Below are 26,464 nucleotides of genomic sequence, written 5' to 3' on the forward strand. Positions count from 1 at the left end.
GGGCGCCACCAGCATTAAGGTAGGGGCATCGCTCTGCACGCAGGGCCCCTCGTCGACGCGATCACGTCGGGGCCCGTGCCGGAGCTGTGGATCCGAGCGGCCGCTGCGGCCGCACTCCGTTGAAAGGAACTCATCGACGTGACCGATACGTTCAAGGCCCCCGAGGGCTGGACCGAGCTCGACAAGCGCGCGGTGGACACCGTCCGCGTCCTCGCTGCCGATGCGGTGGAGAAGGTCGGCAACGGCCACCCCGGCACCGCCGTCAGCCTGGCACCCGCCGCGTACCTGCTCTACCAGGACGTGATGCGCCACGATCCGACCGATCCCACCTGGCTGGGCCGCGACCGCTTCGTGCTGTCGGCCGGGCACTCCAGCCTGACCCAGTACATCCAGCTCTTCCTCGGCGGCTTCGGCCTCGAGAAGAAGGACATCGAGGAGCTGCGCACCTGGGGCTCGAAGACCCCGGGCCACCCCGAGAACTTCCACACCAAGGGCGTGGAGATCACCACCGGCCCGCTCGGCCAGGGCATCTCCTCCTCCGTCGGCTTCGCGATGGCCCAGCGCCGCGAGCGCGGCCTGCTGGATCCCGATGCGGCCCCCGGCACCAGCCCGTTCGACCATTTCACCTACGTGATCGCGTCGGACGGCGACCTCCAGGAGGGCGTCAGCAGCGAGGCGAGCTCGCTCGCCGGCACCCAGCAGCTCGGCAACCTCATCGTCCTGTGGGACGACAACGAGATCTCCATCGAGGGCAACACCTCGATCGCCTTCACCGAGGACACCGCGGCGCGCTACGAGGCGTACGGCTGGGACGTGCGCACCGTGGACTGGACCCAGGGCGGCACCGCGTACCTCGAGGACGTCGCCGCGCTCAAGGCCGAGATCCTCGAGGCGCAGAAGGTCACCGACAAGCCGACCTTCATCCGTCTGCGCACCGTGATCGGCTGGCCCATCCCGGAGCTCGCCGGCAGCCACGCCGTGCACGGCGCCAAGCTGGGTGCCGAGGGCGTCGCCGGACTGAAGAAGGCCGTCGGCTTCGACCCGGAGCAGCAGTTCCAGGTCGACGAGGACGTCCTGGCGCACACCCGCTCCCTCGCCGAGCGCGCAGCCGCGGACAAGGCCGAGTGGGACAAGGGCTACCAGGCCTGGCGCTCCGCGAACACCGAGCAGGCGGCCCTGCTGGACCGCCTCGTCGCCCGTGAGCTCCCCGAGGGCTTCGCCGAGGCCTTCCCCGCCTTCGAGGCCGACGAGAAGGGCATCGCGACCCGCGCCGCCTCCGGCAAGGTCCTCGGCGAGCTCGCCGCGGTCATGCCCGAGCTGTGGGGCGGCTCCGCCGACCTCGCCGGCTCGAACAACACCACGATGAAGGGCGAGCCGTCCTTCCTCCCGTCCGAGATCGGCTCCTCCGAGTTCTCCGGCGACGAGTACGGCCGCACGCTCCACTTCGGCATCCGCGAGCACGCCATGGGCGCGATCCTCTCGGGCATCTCGCTGCACGGCCTCACCCGCCCGTACGGCGGCACGTTCTTCCAGTTCGCCGATTACATGCGCGGCGCCGTGCGCCTCGCCTCGCTGATGAAGACCCCGGCCACCTACGTGTGGACCCACGACTCCGTCGGCCTGGGCGAGGACGGCCCGACGCACCAGCCGGTCGAGCACCTGGCCGCCTACCGTGCGATCCCGAACCTGTCGATCGTGCGCCCCGCGGACGCCAACGAGACCAGCCAGGCCTGGAAGGTCCTGCTCGAGCGGGACAACGGTCCCGTCGGCCTCATCCTGAGCCGTCAGGCCATGCCCACCTTCGACCGCACCGAGTACGCCGGCGCCGAGAACCTCGCCAAGGGCGGGTACGTCATGAAGGAGGCCTCGGCGGAGCCGCAGGTCATCCTCATCGGCACCGGCTCCGAGCTGCAGTACGCCGCTGAGGCGCAGAAGCAGCTCGAGGCGGAGGGCGTTCCCGCGCGCCTCGTCTCGATGCCGTCGGTCGAGTGGTTCGACGAGCAGGACGAGGAGTACAAGGAGTCGGTGCTGCCGTCCTCGGTGGCCGCTCGCGTCACCGTCGAGGCCGGTATCGCCATGCCGTGGCATCGCTTCCTCGGCACCCACGGTCGCGCCGTGTCGCTCGAGCACTACGGTGCCTCGGCCGATGCCAAGACGCTGTTCCGCGAGTACGGCTTCACGCCCGAGGCCGTCGTCGCCGCCGCGAAGGAATCCCTCGCCGCAGCACACGCCTGATCCGCAGCGGGGCGGGGTCCGCGGACCCCGCCCCGCCGTCGCTCGACCCGGCCCCATGGGTTCCGTCCGCCACAGGAGGGAAGTCCGACGGGCCGTTCCGCGTTGACCATGACGACCGCAGTTCGACACAGGGCGCCCAGCGCCCGGAAGGAACGCTCATGACTCAGAACTCCAATACCCAGAACCTCTCCGACGCCGGTGTGTCCATCTGGCTCGACGACCTCTCGCGTCAGCGGATGTCCTCCGGGAACCTGCAGGAGCTCATCGACACCCGCAACGTCGTCGGCGTGACGACGAACCCCTCGATCTTCCAGGCCGCGATCTCCGGCCGCTCGGAGTACGACGCGGACATCGCGCGCCTCTCGGGCGAGGGCAAGGACGTCGACGCCGTCGTCGAGGTGCTCACCACCGATGACGTGCGCAGCGCCGCCGACCTGTTCTCCGACGTCCACGCCGCGACCAAGGGCTTCGACGGCCGCGTGAGCATCGAGGTCGATCCTCGCCTCGCGCACGAGACCGAGAAGACCATCGAGCAGGCCAAGCACCTGTTCGAGGTCGTCGGCCGCGAGAACGTGATGGTCAAGATCCCGGCCACCGCCGCGGGCATCCCGGCGATCACGGCCGTCATCGCCGAGGGGATCAGCGTCAACGTCACCCTCATCTTCTCGGTGACCCGCTACCTCGAGGTCATGGACGCCTACCTCGCCGGTCTCGAGCAGGCCGCGCAGGCCGGCAAGGATCTCTCCACGATCCACTCCGTGGCCTCCTTCTTCGTGTCCCGCGTGGATGCCGAGATCGACAAGCGCCTGGCCGACCTCGGCGGAGAGGCGGAGACGCTGCGCGGCAGCGCCGGCGTCGCCAACGCCCAGGTCGCCTTCGGCAAGTACCTCGAGGTCTTCGGCTCCGAGCGCTTCACCGCGCTGAGCTCCCAGGGCGCGCACGTGCAGCGTCCGCTGTGGGCCTCCACCGGGGTGAAGAACCCCGACTACGCGGACACCCTCTACGTGGACAACCTGGTCGCCGATCCGAGCGTGAACACCATGCCGGAGAAGACCCTCGAGGCCACCGCCGATCACTCCGAGCCGGCCGCGCCGCTGACCGCTGAGAAGGCCGCCTCGGCCGAGACGGTCCTGCAGCGCGTCGCCCAGGCCGGAGTCGACCTGGACGACGTCTTCGCACTCCTGGAGCGCGAGGGCGTCGAGAAGTTCGAGAAGGCCTGGAACGAGCTGCTCGAGACCGTGTCGGCCTCGATCGACGACGCCCGCGCCTGAGCCGACTGCCGAGCACGGTCCCGCCATCGGCGGGCCGTGCTCGCGCCGTGTGTGTCCGAGAAAGGACCATCGTGACCGATACCAACACTCCCCCGGTCGGGGCAGACGCCGAGGATCTGCTCAATCCCCTGCGCGACCCCCGCGACCGTCGCCTCCCCCTGATCGCCGGGCCCAGCTCCATGGTGATGTTCGGCGTCACCGGCGACCTCGCCCGCAAGAAGCTGCTGCCGGCGATCTATGACCTCACCCATCGTGGCCTGCTGCCGCCCAGCTTCGGACTGGTCGGCTTCGGCCGTCGTGAATGGTCCGACGACGACTTCGCCGAGTACGTGCGCAAGAGCGTCTCCGAGCATTCCCGCACCGGTTTCTCCGAGAGCGTCTTCGAGCAGCTCCGGGGCGGCCTGCGCTTCGTCACCGGCACGTTCGACGACTCCGCCGCCTTCGAGCGGCTGACCGAGGTGGTCGGTGAGCTCGACCGCACCCGTGGCACCGGTGGCAATCACGCCTTCTACCTCTCGATCCCCCCGGACGCCTTCCCCAAGGTGTGCGGCCAGCTCGCCGAGTCGGGACTGAACACCCCGCGCGACGGCTCCTGGCGCCGGGTGGTCATCGAGAAGCCCTTCGGCCACGACCTGGAGTCCGCTCGCGAGCTCAACGCTGTCGTCGAAAAGGTCTTCCGGCCCGAGGACGTCTTCCGCATCGACCACTACCTGGGCAAGGAGACGGTGCAGAACATCCTCGCGCTGCGCTTCGCCAACCAGCTCTACGAGCCGGTGTGGAACGCGGGATACGTGGACCACGTGCAGATCACGATGGCCGAGGACATCGGCATCGGCTCGCGTGCCGGCTACTACGACGGCATCGGCACCGCGCGTGACGTCATCCAGAACCACCTCCTCCAGCTGCTCGCCCTGACCGCGATGGAGGAGCCCGTCTCCTTCCGCGCCTCGGACCTGCGCGCGGAGAAGGAGAAGGTGCTCTCCGCCATCGAGCTGCCCGAGGATCTCGGTGAGCACACCGCGCGCGGTCAGTACGTCGGCGGCTGGCAGGGCGGCGAGGAAGTACGTCCCTATCTCGAGGAGGACGGGATCCCCGCCGACTCGACCACGGAGACCTTCGCCGCCATGCGGCTGGACATCGCCACCCGTCGCTGGGCGGGCGTGCCGTTCTACCTCCGTGCCGGCAAGCGCCTGGGGCGCCGCGTCACCGAGATCGCCCTGGTCTTCAAGCGGGCGCCGTTCCTGCCGTTCCGCTCCACGGACACCGCGGACCTCGGCCAGAACGCGATCGTCATCCGTGTCCAGCCGGACGAGGGCGTGACCATCCGGTTCGGCTCCAAGGTGCCCGGGACCCAGATGGAGGTGAGGGACGTGACCATGGACTTCGCCTACGGCATGAACTTCACCGAGGAGTCCCCCGAGGCCTACGAGCGTCTGATCCTGGACATGCTCCTGGGGGACCCGCCGCTGTTCCCCCGCCAGAAGGAGGTCGAGCTCTCCTGGAAGATCCTCGACCCCATCACCGACTACTGGGCCGAGCAGATGGACCCGGCTCCGTACCGCCCCGGCAGCTGGGGCCCCGACACCGCGCACGAGATGCTCGCCCGTGACGGACGTACCTGGAGGCGACCGTGATCACCACCCTGACCGACACCACCGCATCGGCCATCGACAAGAAGATGATCGAGATGCGGGAGACCTTCGGCGCCAACACCATCGGCCGGGTCCTCACGCTCATCATCATCGCCACCGGCGACATCGAGGAGCCCCTCGAGGCCGCCATCAGCGCGAGCCACGAGCACCCGGCCCGGGTGCTCGTGGTCGACGCGGATCCCGAGGCCGAGGTCTCCGGGCTGGACGCCGAGATCCGTGTGGGCCGCGATGCCGGCGCCGGCGAGATCGTCATCCTCCGGGCCCGGGGGGACATCATGTCCTCACTGGACACGCTCGTCATGGCGCTCCTGCTGCCCGACGCCCCGATCGTGACCTGGTGGCCCGAGGGCGCTCCCTCGGCCCCCGTGCACGACGTGCTGGGCTCGATGTCGCAGCGCCGGATCACGGACTCCGCGGCCTGCCCGGCGCCGATCGCCACGCTGAAGCGTCTGCGCCGCGGCTACTCCCACGGCGACTCCGACCTCGCCTGGGCCCGGCTGACGCGCTGGCGCGGGCTGGTCGCGAGCGCCTACGAGGTGCCGCCGGTCTCCGTGCCGAAGCAGGTCCAGGTCGCCGGCTCCGCCGAGAACCCCTCCGTGGTGCTCATGGCGGCCTGGCTCTCCCACACCCTGGGCGTCGACGCGAAGATCGTGGATCCCTCCGACGACGCACCCGACTACGCGGGCGTGCACGGGGTGCGGCTCCTCCGGGCCGACGGCACCATCGACCTCACCCGCGTGAGCGACGAAGCGATCGTGCTGACCCTCCCCACGGACGACTCCGGCCAGCATGTGACGATGCCCCGACGCACGCTCAACGAGCTGCTCGCCGAGGAGCTGCGGCGACTCGATCCCGATGAGGTCTACGGCGAGGTCCTCGCCAGCACCTTCAGCGACATCGTCGACTCCGGCACCTTCGCGACCGGCAAGCCCGCCCCCACCGACACGGTGGTCGCGGACGCGGACGCGGTGGCGGTCGCTGCGGCCGAATCCGCCGCCTCCCAGCTCGCCACGGCCCTGAAGGAGCGCTCGGTCGCGCATCTCGTGGTCACCGGCGGCACCGTCGGCACGAAGACCGCCGGGGCCCTCCCGGCGGCACTCCGGTCCACGGGGGCCGACCTCACCCACCTGCACATCTGGTGGGGCGACGAGCGGTTCGTGGATCCGGAATCCGCCGACCGCAACGAGGTCGCCGTGCGCGCCGGTCTGCTCGAGCCTCTGCAGGAGGCCGGGCTGCCGAGCCGCAACATCCACGTCATGCCCTCCCCCGCCGACGGCATGTCCCTCGAGGACGCGGCCGCCTGGTACGGGCAGCAGCTGGATCTGCTGGGCGGCGATGAGCCGTTCCGCACCCGCGGTGGCGCCTTCTTCGACGTGCTCATGCTCGGCGTCGGCCCGGACGGCCACGTCGCCTCGCTGTTCCCGGAGCATCCGGATCAGCGTCAGGTCGGTGCGAGCGCGATCGCGGTCAAGGGGTCCCCGAAGCCGCCGTCGGAGCGGGTCTCCCTGACCTGGCCCGTGCTCAACTCCTCCCGCCACGTGGCCCTGCTGGTCGCAGGTGGCGAGAAGGCCGACGCGGTGGCCGACGGGCACGGGGAGATCGATCCGTGGCCGGTGCCCGCCTCCGCAGTGCGCGGGCTGGAGACGACCACCTGGTTCCTGGACACCGCTGCGGCGTCCCGCCTGAAGGGCTGAGAGCAGCAGCACCGGATCCGCCACGAACGGCCGGGCCCCGCGGAGGATCCTCCGCAGGGCCCGGCCGTGCCGTGCCGCAGCGCCGTACCCGCCCTGCACAGCACAGCGGGCCGGTCACCCTCATGGTGACCGGCCCGCTGCGTGACGAATCAGAGGCGAGGACTCAGAGGAAACGCTCGAGCATCGCGAGACCCGCGCAGCTCACGCCCCACAGCACCGCGACCGTGACGGTCAGTCGGTTCAGGTTGCGCTCGGCGACACCGGAGGCGCTGGCCGAGGAGGAGACACCGCCGCCGAACATGTCGGAGAGGCCACCGCCGCGCCCCTTGTGCAGGAGCACGAGCATGATGGTCAGCAGGCTGAACACGGCCAGCGAGATCTGAAGGATGAGCTTCAGGAGGGGCAGATCCACGAGGGGAGACACCTTCCACGGAGACGAGCGGACCGATCAAGCATACGCCACGGGCCGGGCCCCGGAGGGACCCGGCCCGCGTGGCACGGCTCTCGCTCAGCGAGGCCCGCGCCCGGTCGTCGATCCGGCCCACAGGGCCGGATCCGACGCGATCAGCCCTGGTAGCCCGCGATCTTGGCGAACTCCTCGGCCTTGAGCGAGGCACCGCCGACGAGCGCACCGTCGACGTCCTCCTTGCCCATCAGCTCGACCACGTTGGAGGACTTCACGCTGCCGCCGTACAGCACGCGCACGGCATCGGCGACGACGTCGCCGTGGAGCGCACGCAGCGCCTCACGGATCGCGCGGCAGACCTCCTGCGCATCGTCGGCGCTGGCGACCTCGCCGGTGCCGATCGCCCAAACGGGCTCGTACGCGATGACGATCTTCGCAGCCTGCTCGGCGCTGACGCCCTCGATGCCGCCCTCGAGCTGCGCGAGGGTGTACTCGACGTGCTTGCCGGCCTGTCGCTCCTCGAGCGGCTCGCCGACGCACAGGATCGGGGTCAGGCCCGCGGCGAAGGCTGCCTTCACCTTGGCATTCGTGACCTGCTCATCCTCCCCGTGGAGCTGGCGACGCTCGGAGTGGCCCACGGTCGCGTAGGTGGCGCCGAGCGCGGCCAGCATCGGGCCGGAGACCTCACCGGTGTACGCACCGGACTCGTGCGCGGAGATGTCCTGCGCGCCGTAGGAGATCGGGAGCTTGCCGGCCTCGACGGCCACCTGGACGGTGCGCAGGTCGACGAAGGGGGGCAGCACGGCCACCTCGACGGCGTCCGTGTTCACGGTCTTGAGCTGGTCGCCCAGTTCCTCGACCAGGGCCAGGCCCTGCTTCCAGTCGAGGTTCATCTTCCAGTTGCCCGCCATCAGCGGGGTACGGGTGCTCACTTGGTGCCCTCCTCGAGGATCGAGATGCCCGGCAGGTCCTTGCCCTCGATGAGTTCGAGGCTCGCTCCGCCGCCGGTGGAGATGTGCGAGTATCCGGATTCGTCGAATCCGAGGATGCGGACCGCAGCGGCGGAGTCGCCACCGCCGACCACGGTGTAGGCGTCGGCCTCCGAGAGGACCTGCGCGACGGCCTTGGTGCCACCGGCGAAGCTCTCGAACTCGAAGACGCCCATGGGGCCGTTCCAGAACACGGTGGCCGCATCGGCGATCTTCTCGCCGAACAGCTTCGCGGTCTCCGGGCCGATGTCCATGCCCTCCTGATCGGCCGGGATGTCGCCGGCCTTGACCACGGTCGTGGGAGCGTCGGCCGAGAACTCCGGCGCGACGATCGTGTCGACCGGCAGCACGAGCTCGACGCCGTTGGCCTCGGCGCGCTGCATGTACTCGCGCACCACGTCGATCTTGCTCTCGTCCAGCAGCGACTTGCCGACCTCGAAGCCCTTGGCCTTCTGGAAGGTGTAGGCCATGCCGCCGCCGATGAGGATGCGGTCGGCCTTGCCCAGGAGCGCGTCGATGACGCCGAGCTTGTCGGCGATCTTCGCACCGCCCAAGACCACGACGAAGGGGCGCTCGGGCTCCTCGGTGACCTTGCGCAGGGCCTCGACCTCACCGAGCACCAGCTCTCCGGCCGCCGAGGGCAGCAGGGAGGCGAGCTCGTAGACGGAGGCCTGCTTGCGGTGCACGACCCCGAAGCCGTCGGAGACGAAGGCGTCGCCGAGCAAGGCGAGGGCCTGGGCGAACACATGCCGCTCGCCATCCTGCTTCGCGGTCTCCCCGGGGTTGAAGCGGAGGTTCTCGAGCACGGCGACCTCGCCGTCCTGGAGACCGGAGACGGTCTCGCGCGCGGAATCCCCGATGGTGTCGGTCGCGAAGGCGACGTCCTGGCCCAGCAGCTCGCCGAGGCGACCCACGACGGGCTTGAGGGAGTACTTGTCCTCCGGAGCGCCCTGCGGACGGCCGAGATGGGAGATGACCACGACCCGGGCGCCGGCCTCGACGAGACGGGTCAGAGTGGGCAGAGCGGCGCGGATGCGGCCGTCGTCGGTGATCGTGGTGCCGTCCAGCGGCACGTTGAGATCGGCCCGGACGAGCACGCGCTTGCCGCGCAGCTCCCCGAGCGAATCGATGGTCTTCAGCACGATGATGGTTCCTTCGTTTCGTGGTCCCGACGCATGGGATGCGCGCGGGGACCGTGGGACGAGCGGAGCCCGCCGGAGGCCGACCCCTCGGGGTGGCGACCGGCGGGCTCCGGGGATGTCCTGGCCGTCAGGGCGACAGCTCGGGAATCAGAGGGAGATCAGAGGGACTTGCCGACGAGCTGCGAGAGCTCGACGAGGCGGTTGGAGAAGCCCCACTCGTTGTCGTACCAGGAGAAGATCTTCACCTGGTTGCCGATGACCTTGGTCAGCTGCGCGTCGAAGATCGCGGAGTGCGGGTCGCCCTCGATGTCCTTGGAGACGATCGGATCCTCGGTGTAGCGCAGGACGCCCTTGAGCGGGCCCTCTGCGGCCTTCTTCACCGCGGCGTTGACCTCGTCGGCGGTGACCTCGCGGCTCGCCTCGAAGGTCAGGTCGGTGATCGAGCCGGTGGGGACCGGCACGCGCAGCGAGTAGCCGTCGAGCTTGCCCTTGAGCTCAGGGAGCACCAGCGCCACGGCCTTGGCCGCACCGGTGGTGGTCGGGATGATGTTCAGGGCGGCGGCGCGTGCACGGCGCGGGTCCTTGTGCGGGCCATCCTGCAGCACCTGGTCGGAGGTGTAGGCGTGGATGGTCGTCATGAGGCCCTTGACGATCCCGAACTCGTCGTTCAGCACCTTGGCCACGGGTGCGAGGCTGTTGGTGGTGCACGAGGCGTTCGAGACGATGTGGTGCGACGAGGGGTCGTAGTCGCCCTCGTTCACGCCGATGACGAAGGTCGCGTCCTCGTTCTTCGCCGGAGCGGAGATGATGACCTTCTTGGCGCCGGCCTCGAGGTGGGCCTTGGCCTTCTCGGCGTCGGTGAAGATGCCGGTGGACTCGATGACGACGTCCGCGCCGATCTCGCCCCACGGGATGTTCTTCGGGTCGCGCTCGGCGTACGCCTTGAAGGTGAGGTCGCCGACGGTGATGGAGTCCTCGTCGTGGGTGACCTCGTAGGGCAGCACACCGCCGATGGAGTCGTACTTGATGAGATTCGCGAGCGTCGCGTTATCCGTGAGGTCGTTGACCCCGACGATCTGGATGTCAGCCTTCTGCTCGAGCGCCGCGCGCAGGTAGTTGCGCCCGATACGACCGAATCCGTTGATTCCGACCTTAATGGTCACGGTTCCTCCTAGATTCACAGGGGATCTGCGAAATATGGACAGTGGCGCGCACGCCCTCGTACGCTCGGACGGCGCCGGCTGTGACCGACGACCGAAGTAGATCCTATCAATGTCACAGAGTGCTTCCGCAGGACGTTCATCCCACGGGATCGGGAGACGGCGGGAGCTGCCCGTCGTCGACGCCGTGCTCGGTGCCCGGAAGTCCCAGGTCCTCCGCACGTTTATCAGCCATCGCGAGCAGTCTGCGGATCCGCCCGGCGACGGCATCCTTCGTGAGCTGAGGATCGGCGAGACGGCCCAGCTCCTCGAGGCTCGCCTGGCGGTGCTCGAGGCGCAGCTGCCCGGCGGCCTGCAGATGCTCGGGCACCTCGTCGCCGAGGATCTCGAGGGCTCGCTGCACCCGCTGCCCGGCCGCGACCGCTGCCCGCGCGGAGCGGCGCAGGTTGGCGTCGTCGAAGTTCGCCAGACGGTGCGCGGTCGCCTTGACCTCGCGCTTGGTGCGGCGCTCCTCCCAGGTCCTCACCGTCTGCTGAGCTCCCATGCGGGCCAGCAGCGCGGAGATCGCGTCACCGTCGCGGAGCACCACGCGGTCCGCGCCGCGCGCCTCCCGGGCCTTCGAGGCCACGCCGAGGCGGCGTGCGGCGCGCGACCATCGCCAGCGCCACCTCCGGGCCGGGGCACGAGAGCTCGAGGGCCGAGAGCGGCGCCGGTTCGGTGAGCGAGCCGCGCGCCAGGAACGCGCCCGCGCCACGCGGCCTCGGCGTCACCGTCGCGCCGCCCACGACGAACGGCGGCATGCCGCGCACGGGACGACCGCGGGCATCGAGCAGCCCGGTCTGGCGCGCGAGCATCCCGCCCTCGCGGTCCACGCGCACGATGTACCGGGTGGTGCGCCGGATCCCCGAGGGGGCGAGCACCGCGAGATCGGCGCGGTGGCCGTACATGTCGCCGATGATCGCGTGCAGCCGTCGGGCGACGGCGGCGGAATCCAGCTCCGCCTCCACCACGACGCGCCCGGCGACCAGATGCAGCCCCCCGGCGAAGCGCAGCATGGCTGCCGCCTCCGCCTTGCGTGCCGAGGGCCGGGTCACCTCGAGGTGGCTCAGCTCCTCCTTGGCATCACCCGTCAGTGCCATGCAGGTCCTCCTCGTTCGATGCGGCGTCGGCGATCGACGCGCGGTCCGTCAGCGGGGGCGCCGGGCTTCCCCATCCGTCCTGTTCCGGTTCGACGTCGCCATAGGCGTCGTCGAAGAGATCCCGGTACGCGGCGGCCAGTCGCACCGGATCGTGGTGCGGCCTGCCATCGCCGACGCTCACCTGGCGCAGCAGGGCGCGGATGCCCCGCGCCTTCGCCGTCTGGGCGAGCTCCAGGGCGTCGTCCAGCGTGGTCGGGTCGGCGACCAGGGCGTCGAAGCGACACCCATCCGCATGCTCGAGCAGCACGTCGAGCATGTCCAGGCTGGTCATCCCCTCCGCCTCCTGCGCACCCACCGAGAGGTTCGTGGTGATGCAGCGCCGGGCGGGGCTGGTGCGGATCGCCTCGGCGATCTCGGGGATCATCAGATGCGGCAGCACGGAGGTGTACCAGGACCCGGGGCCCACGAAGATCCAGTCGGCCCGGGCGATCGCCTCCAGGACGTCCTCGGGGACCCGCGGCCGCGGGGGGACCAGGCGCACCTGCTCGACCCGTCCTTCGGCAGTGGCGACCTGCCATTGGCCGCTGACCAGGCGCAGCTCCCCGTCGGCCCCGCGCACGTCCGCCTCGATGTCCAGCGGGTCCAGGGCCATCGGCAGCACGCGTCCGCGGGCGCCGAGCAGCTCGGCCATCTGGTCGAGGCCCTCGATGGGGTCGTCGAGGATCTGCCACAGGGAGACGATCAGCAGGTTGCCCAGGGCGTGCCCGCCCAGCTCGCCGTCGGTCTCGAAGCGGTGCTGGATCACGTCCTCCCAGATCGTGCCCCAGTCGGAGTCCTCGCACAGCGCTGCCAGCGCCATGCGCAGGTCGCCCGGCGGCAGGACCGGCATCTCGGTGCGGATCCGGCCGGAGGAGCCGCCGTTGTCGGCGACGGTGACCACGGCGGTGATGTCGTCCGCCAGCAGGCGCAGCGCACGCAGGTTCGCCGCGAGGCCGTGGCCGCCTCCGAGCGCGACCACCCGGAGGGGCCTCTGCGGGTCGCCGCGTCGACCGCGCCGGGCGTTGCCCGAGCGGTCCGCGCCGCGTATCCGATGACCCCCCGCGCGGGGCGCGATGCTGTTCATTCCCGCCCCAGATCCCGGTGGCGGATGCGGACGGCGTGCCCGGCCCGTCGCAGCTCCTCACCGATCTTCTCCGAGATGGCGACGGAGCGGTGCTTGCCGCCGGTGCAACCGATCGCGAGAGTCGTGAAGTGCTTGTTCTCGGCGGTGTAGCCGCGCAGCACGGGGGTGATCATCTCGAGGTACTTCTCGACGAACTCGGTGGCGTTGGCATCGCCGAGCACGTGGTCGGCGACCTCCGGGTCCAGCCCGCGCTTGTCCCTCAGCTCGGGGATCCAGTACGGGTTCGGGATGAAGCGCACGTCGCTGACGTGATCGGCCTCCAGCGGGATGCCGTACTTGAAGCCGAAGGACAGCATCGTGACGGTGAGCTGCTGCTCCAGGCTGGTCCCGAAGGTGGAGCGCATCTTCATCGTCAGCTGGTGGACGTTCAGCGGAGCGGTGTCGATGACGAGATCCGCCATGCGGCGGTACGGCGCGAGCATCTCGCGTTCGCGGCGAATCCCCTCGAGCACTCCCTCCTCCCCCTGCAGCGGGTGGGGACGGCGCACGGAGTCGAAGCGGCGCACGAGGGTCGCCTCGTCCGCCGTGAGGAACAGCAGTCGCAGGCGGAGGTCGGCGCGGCGCAGCTGGGCGACCACGTCGGAGAGCTCGGAGAAGAACGGGCCGGAGCGCGGGTCGACCACCACGGCGAAGCGGTTCTGACGGCCCTCCGCCGATGCCTGCAGGTCGTACAGGGTGGTGATGAGCTGGGGCGCGATGTTGTAGACGACGTACCAGCCCATGTCCTCGAGGGCATGGGCCGCGGTCTCACGGCCAGCTCCTGCGAGGCCGGTGATGATGACGATGTCACCTGTCGTATCGGAATCGGGCACCCTCGAGGACTCGTCGTGCACGGATCGCTCCTTCCAAGAACGGCGGATGTCGGGGACGTCGGGTGCGAAGCACTCCGCTGACGGCGGCCGACTGACGGCTGTCAGGTGTCGAGGATCTCGCCGGTGGCCATGTCCACCGTGACGCCGAGCGAGTCGTCGTCCGTGGCGGACGCGGACGCGGCGTCCGTCTCCGGGGCTTCCTCGGATCGTAGCGCGGCCAGGATCTGCGCGGCCAACGCGGGGCCGATCCCGTCGACCTGCTGGAGCTCCTCCTCGGAGGCGCTGCGGATCGCGGAGACGGTCACGAAGCGATCCAGGAGGGAGCGGCGTCGGGCGGGCCCGAGCCCGGGGATGCCGTCCAGGGCGCTGGCCTGCATCGCCCGGCCGCGCTTGGAGCGGTGGTAGGTGATCGCGAAGCGGTGCGCCTCGTCGCGCAGGCGCTGCACGAGGAAGAGCGCCTCGCTGGTGCGCGGCAGGATCACGGGGTACTCGTCCCCCGGCACCCAGATCTCCTCGAGGCGTTTGGCGATCCCGGCCAGGGCGATGTCGGTGATCCCGAGCTCGTCGAAGGCCCGCTGGGCGGCGGCCACCTGAGGGGCGCCGCCGTCGACGAGGATCAGCGACGGCGGGTACGCGAAGCGGCGCGATTCCTCCTCGGTCTTCTCCGGCGGATCCAGGTGGTGCTTCAGACGGCGGGTGATGACGTCGTACATCGAGGCGGTGTCGTCACGGGCCGCGTCGCCGGTGACCGAGTAGCGCCGGTACTCGCTCTTCTTCGGCAGCCCGTCCTCGAACACGACCTGCGAGCCCACCACGTTGGTCCCGTGGGAATGGGAGATGTCGAAGCATTCGATGCGCAGCGGCGGCTCGGCGAGCTCGAGCGCCTCCCCGAGATCCTCGAGCGCCTTGGTGCGCGCGGTGATGTCGCCGGTGCGCTTGAGCCGGTGCAGGCGCAGCGCCTCGAGCGCATTCTCGGTGACCGTGGCCAGCAGGTCCTTCTTCTCACCGCGCTGCGGGATCCGCAGGTCCACGGGACGGCCGATGAGCTCGAGCACCTGATCGCGGTGCGTGGGCAGCACCGGGACCAGCACCTCCTTGGGGGCGGCGCCCTCGGTGTACAGCGTGGTCAGCGCCCGTTCGATGAGGTCCGCAGCCGTCGAGGTGTCGAGGATCTCGGCGGTCCAGCCGCGCTGCCCGCGGATCCGGCCGCCGCGCACGTGGAAGACCTGCACGGAGGCCTCGAGCTCGTCCTGGGCGAAGCCCACGAGATCCGCGTCGGTGGCGTCGGAGAGCACCACGGAGTTCTTCTCCATCACCGTGGTCAGGGCCTGGAGGTCATCGCGCAGTCCGGCGGCGCGCTCGTAGTCCATCGCCGCGGCGGCCTCGCGCATCTCCTTCTCGATGCGGCGGGTGTAGGTCGCGGTGTTCCCGGCCATGAAATCCGCGAACTGCTCCGCGAGCCGGCGATGCTCGGCCTCGGAGATGTCGCCCACGCAGGGGGCGGCGCACTTGCCGATGAATCCGAGCAGGCAGGGCCGGCCCGAGCGCTCGGCGCGGCGGTAGACGCCTGCGCTGCACGAGCGCACGGGGAACACCCGCAGCATCAGGTCGAGCGTCTCCCGGATCGCGCCCACCTGCGGATAGGGCCCGAAGACGCGATCGGACTTGGTGCGCGGCCGACGGGTGATCTGCACCCGCGGCACCTTCTCCCCCATTGTGAGGACGAGATACGGGTACGACTTGTCGTCGCGGAACTTCACGTTGAACCGCGGGTCGAACTCCTTGATCCAAGTGTACTCCAGCGTCAGGGCCTCGACCTCGGTGCCCACCACCGTCCACTCCACGCTCGCAGCCGTGGTCACCATGCGCCGCGTGCGCTCGTGCAGGACGGCGAGGTCCTGGAAGTAGTTCGACAGGCGCTGCCTGAGGTTCTTCGCCTTGCCGACGTAGATGACGCGACCGTGCTCGTCACGGAACCGGTACACGCCCGGACGGGTGGGGATCGAGCCGGTGGCGGGGCGGTAGGTGGACGGATCAGCCATGGCGGTACGGTCTCATGCCCGCTCGGCGCGGCCTGCTCGTCCGCTGCCGAGCATCGGGGCGAGGAACTGCCCGGTGTAGGAGCCCTTCACCGTCGCGACGTCCTCGGGGGTGCCGGTGGCGACGATGCGGCCGCCGCCGGCGCCGCCCTCGGGGCCGAGGTCGATGACGTGGTCGGCCGTCTTGATGACGTCGAGGTTGTGCTCGATGACGATCACGGTGTTGCCCTTGTCGACGAGCCCGCCGAGCACCTCGAGCAGCTTGCGGACGTCCTCGAAGTGTAGGCCCGTGGTGGGTTCGTCGAGCACGTAGATCGTGCGACCGTTGGAGCGCTTGTGCAGCTCGGAGGAGAGCTTGACGCGCTGGGCCTCGCCGCCGGAGAGCGTGGTGGCGGACTGGCCGAGCTTCACGTAGCCCAGGCCCACGTCCACCAGGGTCTGCATCTGCCGACGGATCGCCGGGACCGCGTCGAAGAAGTCGAGCGCCTCGGTGATCGACAGGTTCAGCACCTCGGCGACGTTCTTGTCCTTGAAGGTCACCTCGAGGGTCTCGCGGTTGTACCGCTGACCCTTGCAGACCTCGCATTGGACGTAGACGTCGGGCAGGAAGTTCATCTCGATCTTCAGCGTGCCGTCGCCGGAGCAGGCCTCGCAGCGGCCGCCCTTGACGTTGAAGGAGAAGCGCCCGGCGGTGTAGCCGCGCACCTTCGCCTCAGTGGTCTGCGCGAACAGGGTGCGCACCCGGTCCCACACGCCGGTGTAGGTGGCGGGGTTGGACCGCGGAGTGCGGCCGATGGGCGACTGGTCGACGTGCACGACCTTGTCGAGGTGCTCGAGGCCGCTGACGCGCTTGTGCCGTCCCGGCACGATGCGGGCCCGATTGAGCTCCTTGGCGAGGACCGCATAGAGGATGTCGTTGACCAGGGACGACTTCCCCGATCCGGAGACACCGGTCACCGCGGTGAGCACGCCGAGCGGGAAGCTGGCGTCCTGGCCCTGGAGGTTGTTCGCGCGCGGCGAGACGACCTTGATCATGCGGTCATGGTCCACCGGGCGCCGGGCCGTCGGGAGCGGGATCGCGAGGTCGCCGGAGAGGTAGCGCCCGGTGAGGCTGTCGGCGTTCTTCTTGAGCTCCTCGACGCTGCCGGAGTGGACGACCTTCCCGCCGTGCTCGCCCGCCAGCGGACCGATGTCCACCACCCAGTCGGCGGAGTTGAGAGTGTCCTCGTCGTGCTCGACCACGATCAGGGTGTTGCCGAGGTCGCGCAGCCGTTCGAGCGTGCCGATGAGGCGGGCGTTGTCACGCTGGTGCAGCCCGATCGAGGGTTCGTCGAGCACATACAGCACGCCCACCAGGCCGGAGCCGATCTGCGTGGCCAGGCGGATGCGCTGCGCCTCGCCGCCCGAGAGGGTGCCGGCGGCGCGAGCGAGGTTCAGGTAGTCCAGGCCCACGTCGAGCAGGAAGCCGAGCCGGGACCGGATCTCCCGCAGCACCTCGTCGGCGATCGCGGCTTCGCGCACGCCGAGCTCGAGCTCCTCGTGGAAGGTGAGCGCGTCGCGGATCGACATCTCCGTGACCTCGGAGATCGAACGGCCGCCGACCGTCACGGCGAGCACCTCGGGGCGCAGCCGGGCGCCCCGGCAAGCGGGGCAGGGCACCTCGCGCATGAACTGCTCGTAGCGCTCCTTGGCCCAGTCCGACTCGGTGTCGGAGTGGCGGCGCTCGAGGAAGTGCATCACGCCCTCGAAGCCCGTGGAGTACGTGCGCTCCCGGCCGAAGCGGTTGCGGTACTTCACGTGGACCTTGTGGTCCTTGCCGTGCAGCAGCGCATCGCGGGCGCGCTCGGGCAGCGCCCTCCATGGGACGTCCATCGAGAAGGTGAGCTCCTCGGCGAGCGCGGACATGACCTCGACATGTCGGTCGGTGGAACCCATCGTCCAGGGGGCGATGGCGCCCTCGGCGAGGCTGAGGTCCTCGTCGGGGATCACCAGCTCCGGGTCGACCTCGAGACGCATGCCGATGCCGGTGCACTCGGGGCACGCACCGTAGGGGGCGTTGAAGGAGAAGGTGCGCGGCTCGATGTCGTCGATCGCCAGCGGATGGTCGTTGGGGCAGGCGCGCTTCTCGGAGAAGCGGCGCGTGCGCTCCTCGGAGTCCTCGTCGACGTCGACGTAGTCCACCAGCACCAGGCCCTCGGAGAGTCGCAGTGCGGTCTCGACGGAGTCGGTCAGTCGCCGTCGCGCGTCGGGCTTGGCGGCGAGGCGGTCCACCACGACCTCGATCGTGTGCTTGAACTTCTTGTCGAGGGAGATCTCCTCGTCCAGGCGGCGTGTCGTCCCGTCGATCCGGGCGCGCGCATAGCCCTGGGAGCGCAGCGAGGACAGCAGATCGGCATGCTCGCCCTTGCGTCCCTGCACCACGGGCGCGAGCAGCTGGAAGCGGGTGCCCTCGTGCTGCTCGATCAGCGTGTCCACGATCTGCTCGGCCGAGGAGGAGCTGACCGGCTCGCCGCAGATCGGGCAGTGCTGCACGCCGGTGCGCGAGAACAGCAGACGCAGGTAGTCGTAGATCTCCGTGATCGTGCCGACCGTCGAGCGCGGGTTGCGGTTGGTCGACTTCTGGTCGATCGACACGGCCGGGGAGAGTCCCTCGATGAGATCGACGGACGGCTTGTCCATCTGGCCCAGGAACTGCCGGGCGTAGGCCGAGAGCGATTCGACATAGCGACGCTGGCCCTCGGCGAAGATCGTGTCGAAGGCCAACGAGCTCTTGCCGGAACCGGACAGCCCGGAGAAGACCACCAGGCGGTTCCGGGGGATGTCGATGTCGATGTTCTTGAGGTTGTGCTCGCGCGCACCGCGGACGACGAGAGAATCAGTCACCGGACCATCCTACGAGCGGGACACGACATTCGAACCTCTGTTCGTCGGAGACGTAGGCGACATACTGGGGGCATGACTGAGAACGCCTACACCGGACATGTCGAACCCCATGGTGAGAGCGCCGTGCGCTCGATCGGCGGGCTGCAGATCCGCAAGACCTCCGTCGGGCCGATGGACAACAACGCCTACCTGCTGACCTGTCGGTCGAGCGGGGCCCAGCTGCTGATCGACGCCGCCGCGGAGCCGGACCGGCTGCGGCGGCTGCTCGCCGAGGGCGCCGAGCACGACTGGCTCGACCTCATCGTCACCACCCATAGCCACCACGACCACATCGGCGCGCTCGAGGAGATGGCCGCTGCCACCGGTGCCCGCACGGCGGCCGGAGCGGAGGACGCGAAGGAGATCGCCGCGAAGATCGACCTGCCGCTCTCCCACGGCGACGAGCTGCGGTTCGGGGAGCAGTCGGTGCAGATCATCGCGCTGCGCGGCCACACCCCCGGCTCGATCGCCGTGCTGTGGGAGGGCTCGGACGACGACGGCGAGCGCTCCAGCCACCTCTTCACCGGGGATTCGCTGTTCCCCGGAGGGGTGGGGAACACGAACGAGGATCCGCAGCGCTTCGCGCAGCTGATGGACGACGTCGAGCAGCGGCTGTTCGACGTGCTGCCGGATTCGACCTGGGTGTATCCGGGCCACGGGGACGACACCACGCTGGGTGCGGAGCGGCCCTCGCTCGCCCAGTGGCGAGAGCGGGGCTGGTGACCTCCGACGAGAGGCCCGCCTGGTGCGTCGTCGGCCGAGGCACGGGCGGGCGCTGCGCGCTCGTCGAGCTCGATGCGCTGGGTGCACGGCTCCGCGAGGTCGAGGTCGAACCGGAGCAGCTGGCCGACGAGGTGGCGCGCCGGGAGTCCGCGGTCTCCCCGCGCTGGGTCTGGAGCGACACCCCGACCTGGTACGCCCGTCTCCTCGACGCCGGGGTGACGGTCTCCCGCGGTCATGACCTGCGCCTGATCCACGTGATCCTGCGTCATTCCGAGATGGTCCGTGAGGCCCGGGCGCTCCGCGAGGCCGTGGACTGGGATGCGCCCATCGAACTGCAGCTCGAGGACCGCAGCGCCGGGGAGACCCTCTTCGAGCTGGACGCCTCCTCGGCTCGTCCCGGCGGTGTCCCCCACGGCATCGAGGAAGCGCTCACGGAGTTCGCCCGTCAGCGCGCCGCGATCGACGGCGCCACGGATCCCTCGCGCCTGCGGCTGCTGGTCGCCGCGGAGTCCGCCGGGAGCCTGATCGCGGCCGAGCTGCACGCCGCCGGGATCCCCTGGGACGTCGCCGAGCACGACCGGATCCTCGCCGAGTCCCTCGGGCCCCGGCCCTCCCCCGGGCATCCGCCGGCGCGGATGGTGGAATCCGCCGCCCAGGTGCGGGAGGCCCTGGGCGATCCTCAGCTGAGCCTGGACTCCCCGCCGCGGCTCCTGCGCGCCCTGCACCGCGCCGAGATCGATGTGGAGTCCACCTCGAAATGGGAGCTGACGCGCTACGACCACCCGGCGATCGAGCCGCTGCTGCGCTACAAGAAGCAGTCCCGCCTGCTCGCCGCGAACGGCTGGGCATGGCTGGACGAGTGGGTGCACGAGGGTCGCTACCGACCCGTGTACGTGCCCGGCGGCGTCGTCACCGGGCGCTGGGCCAGCAGCGGTGGCGGCGCGCTGCAGATCCCCCGGCAGCTGCGACCGGCGCTCCGGGCCGACGAGGGCTGGCGCCTGGTGAGCGCGGACGTCGCCCAGCTCGAACCACGGGTGCTCGCCGCGATGTCCGCCGACACCGCGATGGCGACCGCCGGCGCCGGGAAGGACCTCTATTCGGGGATCGTCGACGCCGGGATCGTCGCCTCCCGCCAGGAGGCCAAGGTGGGCGTGCTGGGCGCGCTGTACGGCGGCACCACCGGGGACAGCGGCCGGGTGGTCCCGCGGCTGCGGAGGACCTTCCCCGACGCCATGGCCCTGGTGGACGGCGCCGCCGCCACCGGTGAGCGCGGAGGGACGGTCTCGACCTGGCTGGGTCGCTCCTCCCCCGCTCCCGAGGCGGCCTGGACGCAGGCCCAGACCAGTGCGTACCGCCCCGAAGCGTCCTCCGGCGAGCAGGAGCGGGCGCGACGCTCCGCGCGCGATCGTGGCCGCTTCACCCGCAACTTCGTCGTCCAGGGCACGGCTGCGGAATGGGCGCTGTCCTGGCTCGCGGCGCTGAGACTCGCGCTGGGGCGCTTCGAACCGGTGGCCCCCGAGGCCGCGGCACCCGCCTCGGGCCCCGTGTTCGCGCGCCGTGCGCACCTCGCGTTCTTCCTCCACGACGAGGTGATCGTGCATGCGCCGGCTGATCAGGCCGAGGCCGCCGCCGAGGCCATCCGTGCGACGGCCGACGCTGCGGGACGGCTGCTGTTCCCCGGCAGTCCGGTCGACTTCCCACTGGACCTCACGATCACCGAGCGCTCCCCGGCGTCATAGGCGCGGGCTCGTCCCTGGCACGGGGTCTTCTCAGCCGCCGGCTCGGCTCCGCCCCGTCTCGATCTCGCCGGCCTCGTCCTGATCCAGCGCGGCCAGCCCGACACTGACGAGACCCGTCGCCGCGCCCATGACCAGTCGCGGCACGGGGACGCCCCGGGACCGCAGAGCTCCCTCCACCCGGCGATCCACCCAGATCCCGGCAGCGCCCGCTGCCGCGGTGAGGCCTCCGAGCCCGAGGGCGAGGCCGATGCGGAAGCGCTCGGAGGCGGGTCCTCCCGGCTCGAGGAGGGCCTCACCGGCCTCGTCCACCACGGGAGCGGCACCCTCGGCGGCTCCGGGCTCCGCCGCACGCCGCGCAGAGGGTTCCTCGGGTCCGGAGTCCGCCGGCTCGCTCGTCTCCGGGGCGACGGGCTCCCCGCCGCCTCCGGGACCTTGGCCGACATAGACGACGAGCCCTGCCAGGGCTGCGGGGACCGCGACGTAGCAGACCTGCACCGGCCGCGGCAGCCGATGGAGCGGGATGCTTCCGAGCGCCGCCGCAGCTGCGCCTCCCACGACGTGGGCAAGGATCGTCGGGCGTCGTGCTGCAGGCATCGGTGGATCGCTCCTGGTGGTCGGTGGCGTGGGCCGCAGCCTGGGGGCACGGCCATCGATTCGGGTCTCGACGGTACCGAACAGGGGCCGGCCTTCGGCCCCGACGAACGGCTGGATCTCCTGCGACGCTCGCAGGGCACGCAGCGGGCGGCGCCGCAGGGGGCCCGCACGGTGCGCGCTATGCCGGGATCACCCGGCCGCAGGCGTGCGCCGGCCTCCGCACGCTGAGGACGGTGCGGTCGTCCGCTCGGATCTGACGGAGGATAGGGGCATGCGCCTGTGGACCCTGCACCCCCGTCACCTCGATCGCCCGGGGCTGACCGGCTGCTGGCGGGAGTCGCTGCTCGCCCAGGCCGTCCTCGCCGGCAGGACCACGGGCTACCGCTCCCACCCTCAGCTCGAGCGGTTCCGCGCCCAGGAGGACCCGATCGCCGCCGTCGGGGCCTACCTCGAGGCACTTGCCGAGGAAGCCGCCGAGAGGGGCTACCGCTTCGACCGTTCCCGTATCGACCGCCCACGCACGGCGGCGGACCAAGGGGCCGCCGGGCATGGGCCCGACGGGCAAGGGGACCACGGCGCGCCTGTGTCCGTCGACCGGATCCCGGTGACCGAGGGACAGATCGCGGTGGAGTGGGAGCATCTGCTGCTCAAGCTGTCCCGACGGGACCCTGAGCGCTGGGAGCGGGAGTCCGCCCGCACCGGGCCCGAGCTGCACCCGCTGTTCGAGGCGGTCCCCGGAGACGTCGAGCCCTGGGAACGCGCCGCGCGGTGAGGGAGCCCGCCCGGAGCGATGGCTCTGAGCGCCGTCTCTGAGCGAGAGCTCTGCCCCGGTCCGTCACCTCTGCTCGGCGAAGATCGTGGCGAACCTGCCGTCAAGGGCGAGCAGGTCCTCGTAGGTCCCCTGCTCGGCGACCCGGCCCTCGTCGATGACGTAGATCCGGTCCATCTCCTTGAGGGTCCATGCCCGATGGGAGACGACGATCGTGATCCTGCGGTGCTTCGTCCGCTGCAGCTCGTGGAAGATCTCCTGCTCGGCCTCCGCGTCGATCGCTGACGTCGGCTCGTCCAGCACCCAGACCGGGGCGTCCCTCAGATATATGCGAGCGAGCGCGAGCCTCTGCCACTGGCCCCCGGAGATCCCGACACCGCCCCACTGCTCCCCGAGCTGCTGATCCAGAGCATCCGGCATCGCAGCGACCATCTCCGCCGCGTGCGCGGAGCGCAGGGCGTCCCAGATCTCCGCATCCGTCACGTCCTCCCGGGGAGAGCCGAGGCGGACGGCCTCCCGCACCGTGAGCTCGAAGCGGCCGAACTCCTGGGTGAGCAGACCGAACCTCGCGAGCCACGCGGCCTCGCTGAGCTCCGAGCGACCCACCCCGTCCAGGAGGACCTCACCTGCTCGGGGCGTCACCAGACCGAGCAGTGCGTTGACCGTGGTGGTCTTCCCGGCACCGTTCACCCCGACCAGCGCGATCACCTCACCGAGGCGAGCCTCGATGCTCACGTCGGTGATCGCGTCGACGGTTCGGCCGCTGTATCGATGCGTGAGATGCTCCCCGCGAAGTTCTCGCACCGCAGGCGCGACCGCGTGCATCCGGCTCGGTCTGCCCACGGAGAGGAACCGATGGAACCCTCGGGCGAGCGGCAGGGTCTCGATGGCGAGCCCTGCATTCAACCCCGCTCCGGCGGACGCGGTCATCGCCGCCATCACCCCGTAGATGCCGGCCACGGCCGGCGACTCGAACCGGGCACCGACGACGACCGAGACGATCGCGCCCCCGAGGAGCAGCGCCGCCACGAGGCCGCTCAGCAGGCTCCCCGTGATCTGTGGGCGCACCGCCCTGGCCATGATGGAGTCGATCGCCCGCCAGCGATCCGCCACCATCTGCCCGACTCGCTCCGAGGTCCCCAGACCGGCCAGCTCCGTCGCCGAGCGTTGACGCACGATGAGCTCTCGCAGGTAGCGCTCCCTGTCGTAATGCGGACTGACCGTCTCCCACTGCGATTCCCAGACGCGCGAGAGATGCCGAGAATAGATCAGCGGAGGGATGAGGGCGATGAGGGTGAGCACACCGGCGAGCGGGCTGAACGCGAAGACGGCGGCGATGACTCCGAGCGAGGACAGCAGTGCCATCAGCGCATCCATGTACTGCTTGAAGGACCAGGCGATGCCCTCTCCGATGGCGCGGGAGTGCCGCTCCACCTGGGAGGCGACCGCGGAGTTGACCAGTTCTTCCGGTGGGATCCGCGATGCTTCGCGGACGAGCGAGGAGTTCAGCTCGGCCTGCAGCCGCTGGGCGGCACGGTGCTGGAGGTCGCCGCATATCGACGATGCCGACGGACTCAGCCCGACCACCAGGATCATGGCGAGGAGCAGGCCTGCCACGTCGACAAGACGTTCCGTGTCCCCGAGCGCCGAGATCAGTGCCGCGATGAGCAGGACCTGCAGCGCAGGCACGGCGGCCAGGGCCAGCGACAGCAGCGTCGTCGAGATGATCAGGAACGGAGCCGCCGACACGGCGCGCCGGGAGACCCACGCGATGGTCCGCACGTGCCCTCCCCCGTCGTCGACGTCGAGCTGTCCGGTTCGCTGCGGACGAACCGGACGAGTCTCTCACGTCGTCACGACGAGCGCTGGATCGCGCGCAGCTCCTTCTTGAGCTCCTGGACCTCGTCGCGCAGTCGGGCAGCCTGCTCGAACTGGAGGGTCTCGGCCGCCTGATGCATCTGAGCGGTCATCTCGTCGATCATGCCGGTGAGGGACGCGACCGGGTCGTCCCCGAGATCGACGGTGCGACCGCTGACCGCGTCCACGGCGTTCGAGCGCGCACGGTCGCGAGCCACCCGTTCCTTGCCGGAGCGGTAGTCGGTGGCCATCAGGGTGTCGGTGTCGATGTCCTCGCGGGCGAGCATGTCCGTGACATCCGCGATGCGTTTGCGCAGCGGCGTCGGATCGATGCCGTGCTCGGTGTTGTAGGCGATCTGCTTCTCGCGGCGGCGGTTCGTCTCCTCGATCGCGGACTCCATCGAGTCGGTGATGCGATCGGCATACATGTGCACCTGACCGGAGACGTTGCGGGCCGCGCGCCCGATCGTCTGGATCAGCGAGGTGCGCGAGCGCAGGAAGCCCTCCTTGTCCGCGTCGAGGATCGCCACCAGCGACACCTCGGGGAGATCCAGGCCCTCACGCAGCAGGTTGATGCCGACCAGCACGTCGAACTCCCCCTGTCGCAGGGAGCGCAGCAGTTCGATGCGGCGCAGCGTGTCCACGTCGGAGTGCAGGTACTGCACCCGCACCCCGTTCTCCAGCAGGAAATCGGTGAGGTCCTCGGCCATGCGCTTGGTCAGCGTGGTCACCAGCACGCGCTCGTCGCGCTGGACCCGCTTGTCGATCTCCTCGCGCAGATCGTCGATCTGGCCCTTGACGGGCTTGACGATGACCTCGGGGTCGATGAGCCCGGTGGGCCGGATGATCTGCTCGACCACGCCCTGAGCCTTGCCCAGCTCGTAGTCCGCCGGCGTCGCGGAGAGGTAGACGGTCTGGCCGGTGCGCTCGGTGAACTCCGAGAAGGTGAGCGGGCGGTTGTCCAGGGCACTGGGCAGGCGGAAGCCGAAGTCGACCAGCGTGCGCTTGCGGGAGCGGTCGCCCTCGAACATCGCGCCGATCTGGGGGACGGTCACATGGGACTCGTCGATCACCAGCAGGAAATCCTCCGGGAAGTAGTCCATGAGGGTGTTCGGCGCGCTGCCGGGATCGCGACCGTCGAGGTGGCGGGAATAGTTCTCGACGCCGTTGGTGGAGCCGACCTGCCGCAGCATCTCCAGGTCATGCGTGGTGCGCATCCGCAAGCGCTGCGCCTCGAGCAGCTTGTTCTGCGCCTCGAGCTCCTCGAGCCTCTCGGCGAGCTCGACCTCGATGGTCCCGATCGCCCGGGAGAGGCGCTCGGGGCCGGCCACGTAGTGGGAGGCCGGGAAGATGTGGATGTGGTCCTCCGCCCGGATCACCTCGCCGGTCATCGGGTGCAGCGTGTACAGCGCATCGATCTCGTCGCCGAAGAACTCGATGCGGATCGCGAGCTCCTCGTACATCGGGATGATCTCCACGGTGTCGCCGCGCACCCGGAACGTGCCGCGCTCGAAGGCGACGTCGTTGCGGTCGTACTGCATGTCCACGAAGCGGTGCAGCAGCTCGTCACGGTCCATCTGCTGACCGGTGCTGAGCTGCACCATCCGGTCCACGTACTCCTGCGGGGTGCCCAGGCCGTAGATGCAGGAGACCGAGGAGACCACGACGACGTCCCGTCGCGTCAGCAGCGAGTTCGTGGCACTGTGGCGCAGCCGTTCCACCTCGGCGTTGACCGAGGAGTCCTTCTCGATGAAGGTGTCCGACTGCGGGACATACGCCTCGGGCTGGTAGTAGTCGTAGTACGAGACGAAGTACTCCACCGCGTTGTGCGGCAGCAGCTCACGGAACTCACTGGCCAGCTGCGCGGCGAGCGTCTTGTTGTGGGCCATCACCAACGTGGGGCGCTGCACCTGCTCGATGAGCCACGCAGTGGTCGCGGACTTGCCGGTGCCTGTCGCACCGAGCAGCACGACGTCCTGCTCGCCGTCGTTGACGCGGCGGGTGAGATCCGCGATGGCCGTCGGCTGGTCTCCCGAGGGCGAGTACTCGGAGACCACCTCGAAGGGATGCTCGGCGCGGACCAGATCGGTGACAGGACGCATGATCCGAGCCTACGTCCCGTCTCCGACACACGAAAC

At 70.1% G+C, this 26,464-nt stretch carries 18 protein-coding genes and 1 pseudogene; 7 read left to right on the forward strand and 12 right to left on the reverse strand.

All coding sequences use genetic code 11. The annotated features are described in order from the left end of the window. The first annotated feature begins 138 nt into the window (after window positions 1–138). The 4 genes from tkt to pgl all read left to right on the forward strand — a co-directional run bounded on the left by tkt (window position 139) and on the right by pgl (window position 6,852). Window positions 139–2,235 (forward strand): transketolase, encoded by a 2,097-nt coding sequence (gene tkt, locus CIK81_RS01145; RefSeq protein WP_114311145.1) that lies wholly within the window; start codon window positions 139–141, stop codon window positions 2,233–2,235. A 158-nt stretch (window positions 2,236–2,393) separates the two neighbouring features. Next, entirely contained in the window at window positions 2,394–3,506 is a 1,113-nt protein-coding gene (gene tal / locus CIK81_RS01150; protein ID WP_096163164.1) for a transaldolase, read from the forward strand. Window positions 3,507–3,577: 71 nt separating this feature from the next. Further along, window positions 3,578–5,140, forward strand: coding sequence for a glucose-6-phosphate dehydrogenase (gene zwf, locus CIK81_RS01155; RefSeq protein WP_176485483.1), 1,563 nt, complete (start codon window positions 3,578–3,580; stop codon window positions 5,138–5,140). Next, complete coding sequence (pgl, locus tag CIK81_RS01160) at window positions 5,137–6,852, forward strand: 6-phosphogluconolactonase (protein ID WP_096196574.1); 1,716 nt, start codon at window positions 5,137–5,139, stop codon at window positions 6,850–6,852. The genes zwf and pgl overlap by 4 nt, the downstream gene beginning before the upstream one ends. A gap of 163 nt (window positions 6,853–7,015) precedes the next feature. Here the strand turns inward: pgl and secG are convergent, their stop codons facing one another. The 9 genes and pseudogenes from secG to uvrA form a co-directional block, all read right to left on the reverse strand. Then, window positions 7,016–7,258: a preprotein translocase subunit SecG gene (gene secG / locus CIK81_RS01165; RefSeq protein WP_096196604.1), complete on the reverse strand. Its 243-nt coding sequence runs from the start codon at window positions 7,256–7,258 to the stop codon at window positions 7,016–7,018. 158 nt (window positions 7,259–7,416) lie between these two features. After that, window positions 7,417–8,190 carry a triose-phosphate isomerase gene (tpiA, locus tag CIK81_RS01170; RefSeq protein WP_096163167.1) on the reverse strand — a complete coding sequence of 258 codons (774 nt, stop codon included), beginning with the start codon at window positions 8,188–8,190 and terminating at the stop codon, window positions 7,417–7,419. Continuing rightward, the gene (pgk, locus tag CIK81_RS01175) at window positions 8,187–9,389 is read right to left on the reverse strand and encodes a phosphoglycerate kinase (RefSeq protein ID WP_114355288.1); all 1,203 of its coding nucleotides are present in this window, start codon (window positions 9,387–9,389) and stop codon (window positions 8,187–8,189) included. The genes tpiA and pgk overlap by 4 nt, the downstream gene beginning before the upstream one ends. Before the next feature lie 158 nt (window positions 9,390–9,547). After that, the gene (gene gap, locus CIK81_RS01180) at window positions 9,548–10,552 is read right to left on the reverse strand and encodes a type I glyceraldehyde-3-phosphate dehydrogenase (protein ID WP_096163169.1); all 1,005 of its coding nucleotides are present in this window, start codon (window positions 10,550–10,552) and stop codon (window positions 9,548–9,550) included. Between the two features lie 136 nt (window positions 10,553–10,688). Then, a pseudogene (gene whiA / locus CIK81_RS01185) lies at window positions 10,689–11,688 on the reverse strand (DNA-binding protein WhiA). Next, complete coding sequence (gene yvcK / locus CIK81_RS01190) at window positions 11,672–12,811, reverse strand: gluconeogenesis factor YvcK family protein (protein WP_096163171.1); 1,140 nt, start codon at window positions 12,809–12,811, stop codon at window positions 11,672–11,674. Before yvcK ends, whiA begins: the two are co-directional and overlap by 17 nt. Beyond that, window positions 12,808–13,704, reverse strand: coding sequence for an RNase adapter RapZ (gene rapZ, locus CIK81_RS01195; protein ID WP_096163172.1), 897 nt, complete (start codon window positions 13,702–13,704; stop codon window positions 12,808–12,810). The genes yvcK and rapZ overlap by 4 nt, the downstream gene beginning before the upstream one ends. An 80-nt stretch (window positions 13,705–13,784) precedes the next feature. Further along, window positions 13,785–15,725: an excinuclease ABC subunit UvrC gene (gene uvrC / locus CIK81_RS01200; RefSeq protein ID WP_114307232.1), complete on the reverse strand. Its 1,941-nt coding sequence runs from the start codon at window positions 15,723–15,725 to the stop codon at window positions 13,785–13,787. A gap of 12 nt (window positions 15,726–15,737) precedes the next feature. Then, window positions 15,738–18,605 (reverse strand): excinuclease ABC subunit UvrA, encoded by a 2,868-nt coding sequence (gene uvrA, locus CIK81_RS01205; protein ID WP_096163174.1) that lies wholly within the window; start codon window positions 18,603–18,605, stop codon window positions 15,738–15,740. Between the two features lie 72 nt (window positions 18,606–18,677). On the opposite strand from uvrA, the gene CIK81_RS01210 reads away from it, so the two are divergent. Together CIK81_RS01210 and CIK81_RS01215 are read left to right on the forward strand one after the other, a co-directional pair. Then, entirely contained in the window at window positions 18,678–19,367 is a 690-nt protein-coding gene (locus tag CIK81_RS01210; protein WP_096163175.1) for an MBL fold metallo-hydrolase, read from the forward strand. Continuing rightward, the gene (locus CIK81_RS01215; RefSeq protein ID WP_114355324.1) at window positions 19,364–21,106 is read left to right on the forward strand and encodes a bifunctional 3'-5' exonuclease/DNA polymerase; all 1,743 of its coding nucleotides are present in this window, start codon (window positions 19,364–19,366) and stop codon (window positions 21,104–21,106) included. The genes CIK81_RS01210 and CIK81_RS01215 overlap by 4 nt, the downstream gene beginning before the upstream one ends. 30 nt (window positions 21,107–21,136) lie before the next feature. Here the strand turns inward: CIK81_RS01215 and CIK81_RS01220 are convergent, their stop codons facing one another. After that, window positions 21,137–21,700 carry a hypothetical protein gene (locus CIK81_RS01220; RefSeq protein WP_114355289.1) on the reverse strand — a complete coding sequence of 188 codons (564 nt, stop codon included), beginning with the start codon at window positions 21,698–21,700 and terminating at the stop codon, window positions 21,137–21,139. Between the two features lie 271 nt (window positions 21,701–21,971). Here CIK81_RS01220 and CIK81_RS01225 point away from each other — a divergent pair, with 271 nt between their 5' ends. Further along, window positions 21,972–22,472: a pyrimidine dimer DNA glycosylase/endonuclease V gene (locus CIK81_RS01225; protein WP_114355290.1), complete on the forward strand. Its 501-nt coding sequence runs from the start codon at window positions 21,972–21,974 to the stop codon at window positions 22,470–22,472. A gap of 63 nt (window positions 22,473–22,535) precedes the next feature. Here the strand turns inward: CIK81_RS01225 and CIK81_RS01230 are convergent, their stop codons facing one another. Then, window positions 22,536–24,251, reverse strand: a complete 1,716-nt coding sequence (locus CIK81_RS01230; RefSeq protein ID WP_096163178.1) for an ABC transporter ATP-binding protein — start codon at window positions 24,249–24,251, stop codon at window positions 22,536–22,538. A gap of 71 nt (window positions 24,252–24,322) precedes the next feature. Next, window positions 24,323–26,428 (reverse strand): excinuclease ABC subunit UvrB, encoded by a 2,106-nt coding sequence (uvrB, locus tag CIK81_RS01235; RefSeq protein WP_096163179.1) that lies wholly within the window; start codon window positions 26,426–26,428, stop codon window positions 24,323–24,325. Between the last annotated feature and the right edge of the window lie 36 nt (window positions 26,429–26,464).

It is taken from the genome of Brachybacterium sp. JB7 (assembly GCF_003335205.1).
GTDB lineage: Bacteria > Actinomycetota > Actinomycetes > Actinomycetales > Dermabacteraceae > Brachybacterium > Brachybacterium alimentarium.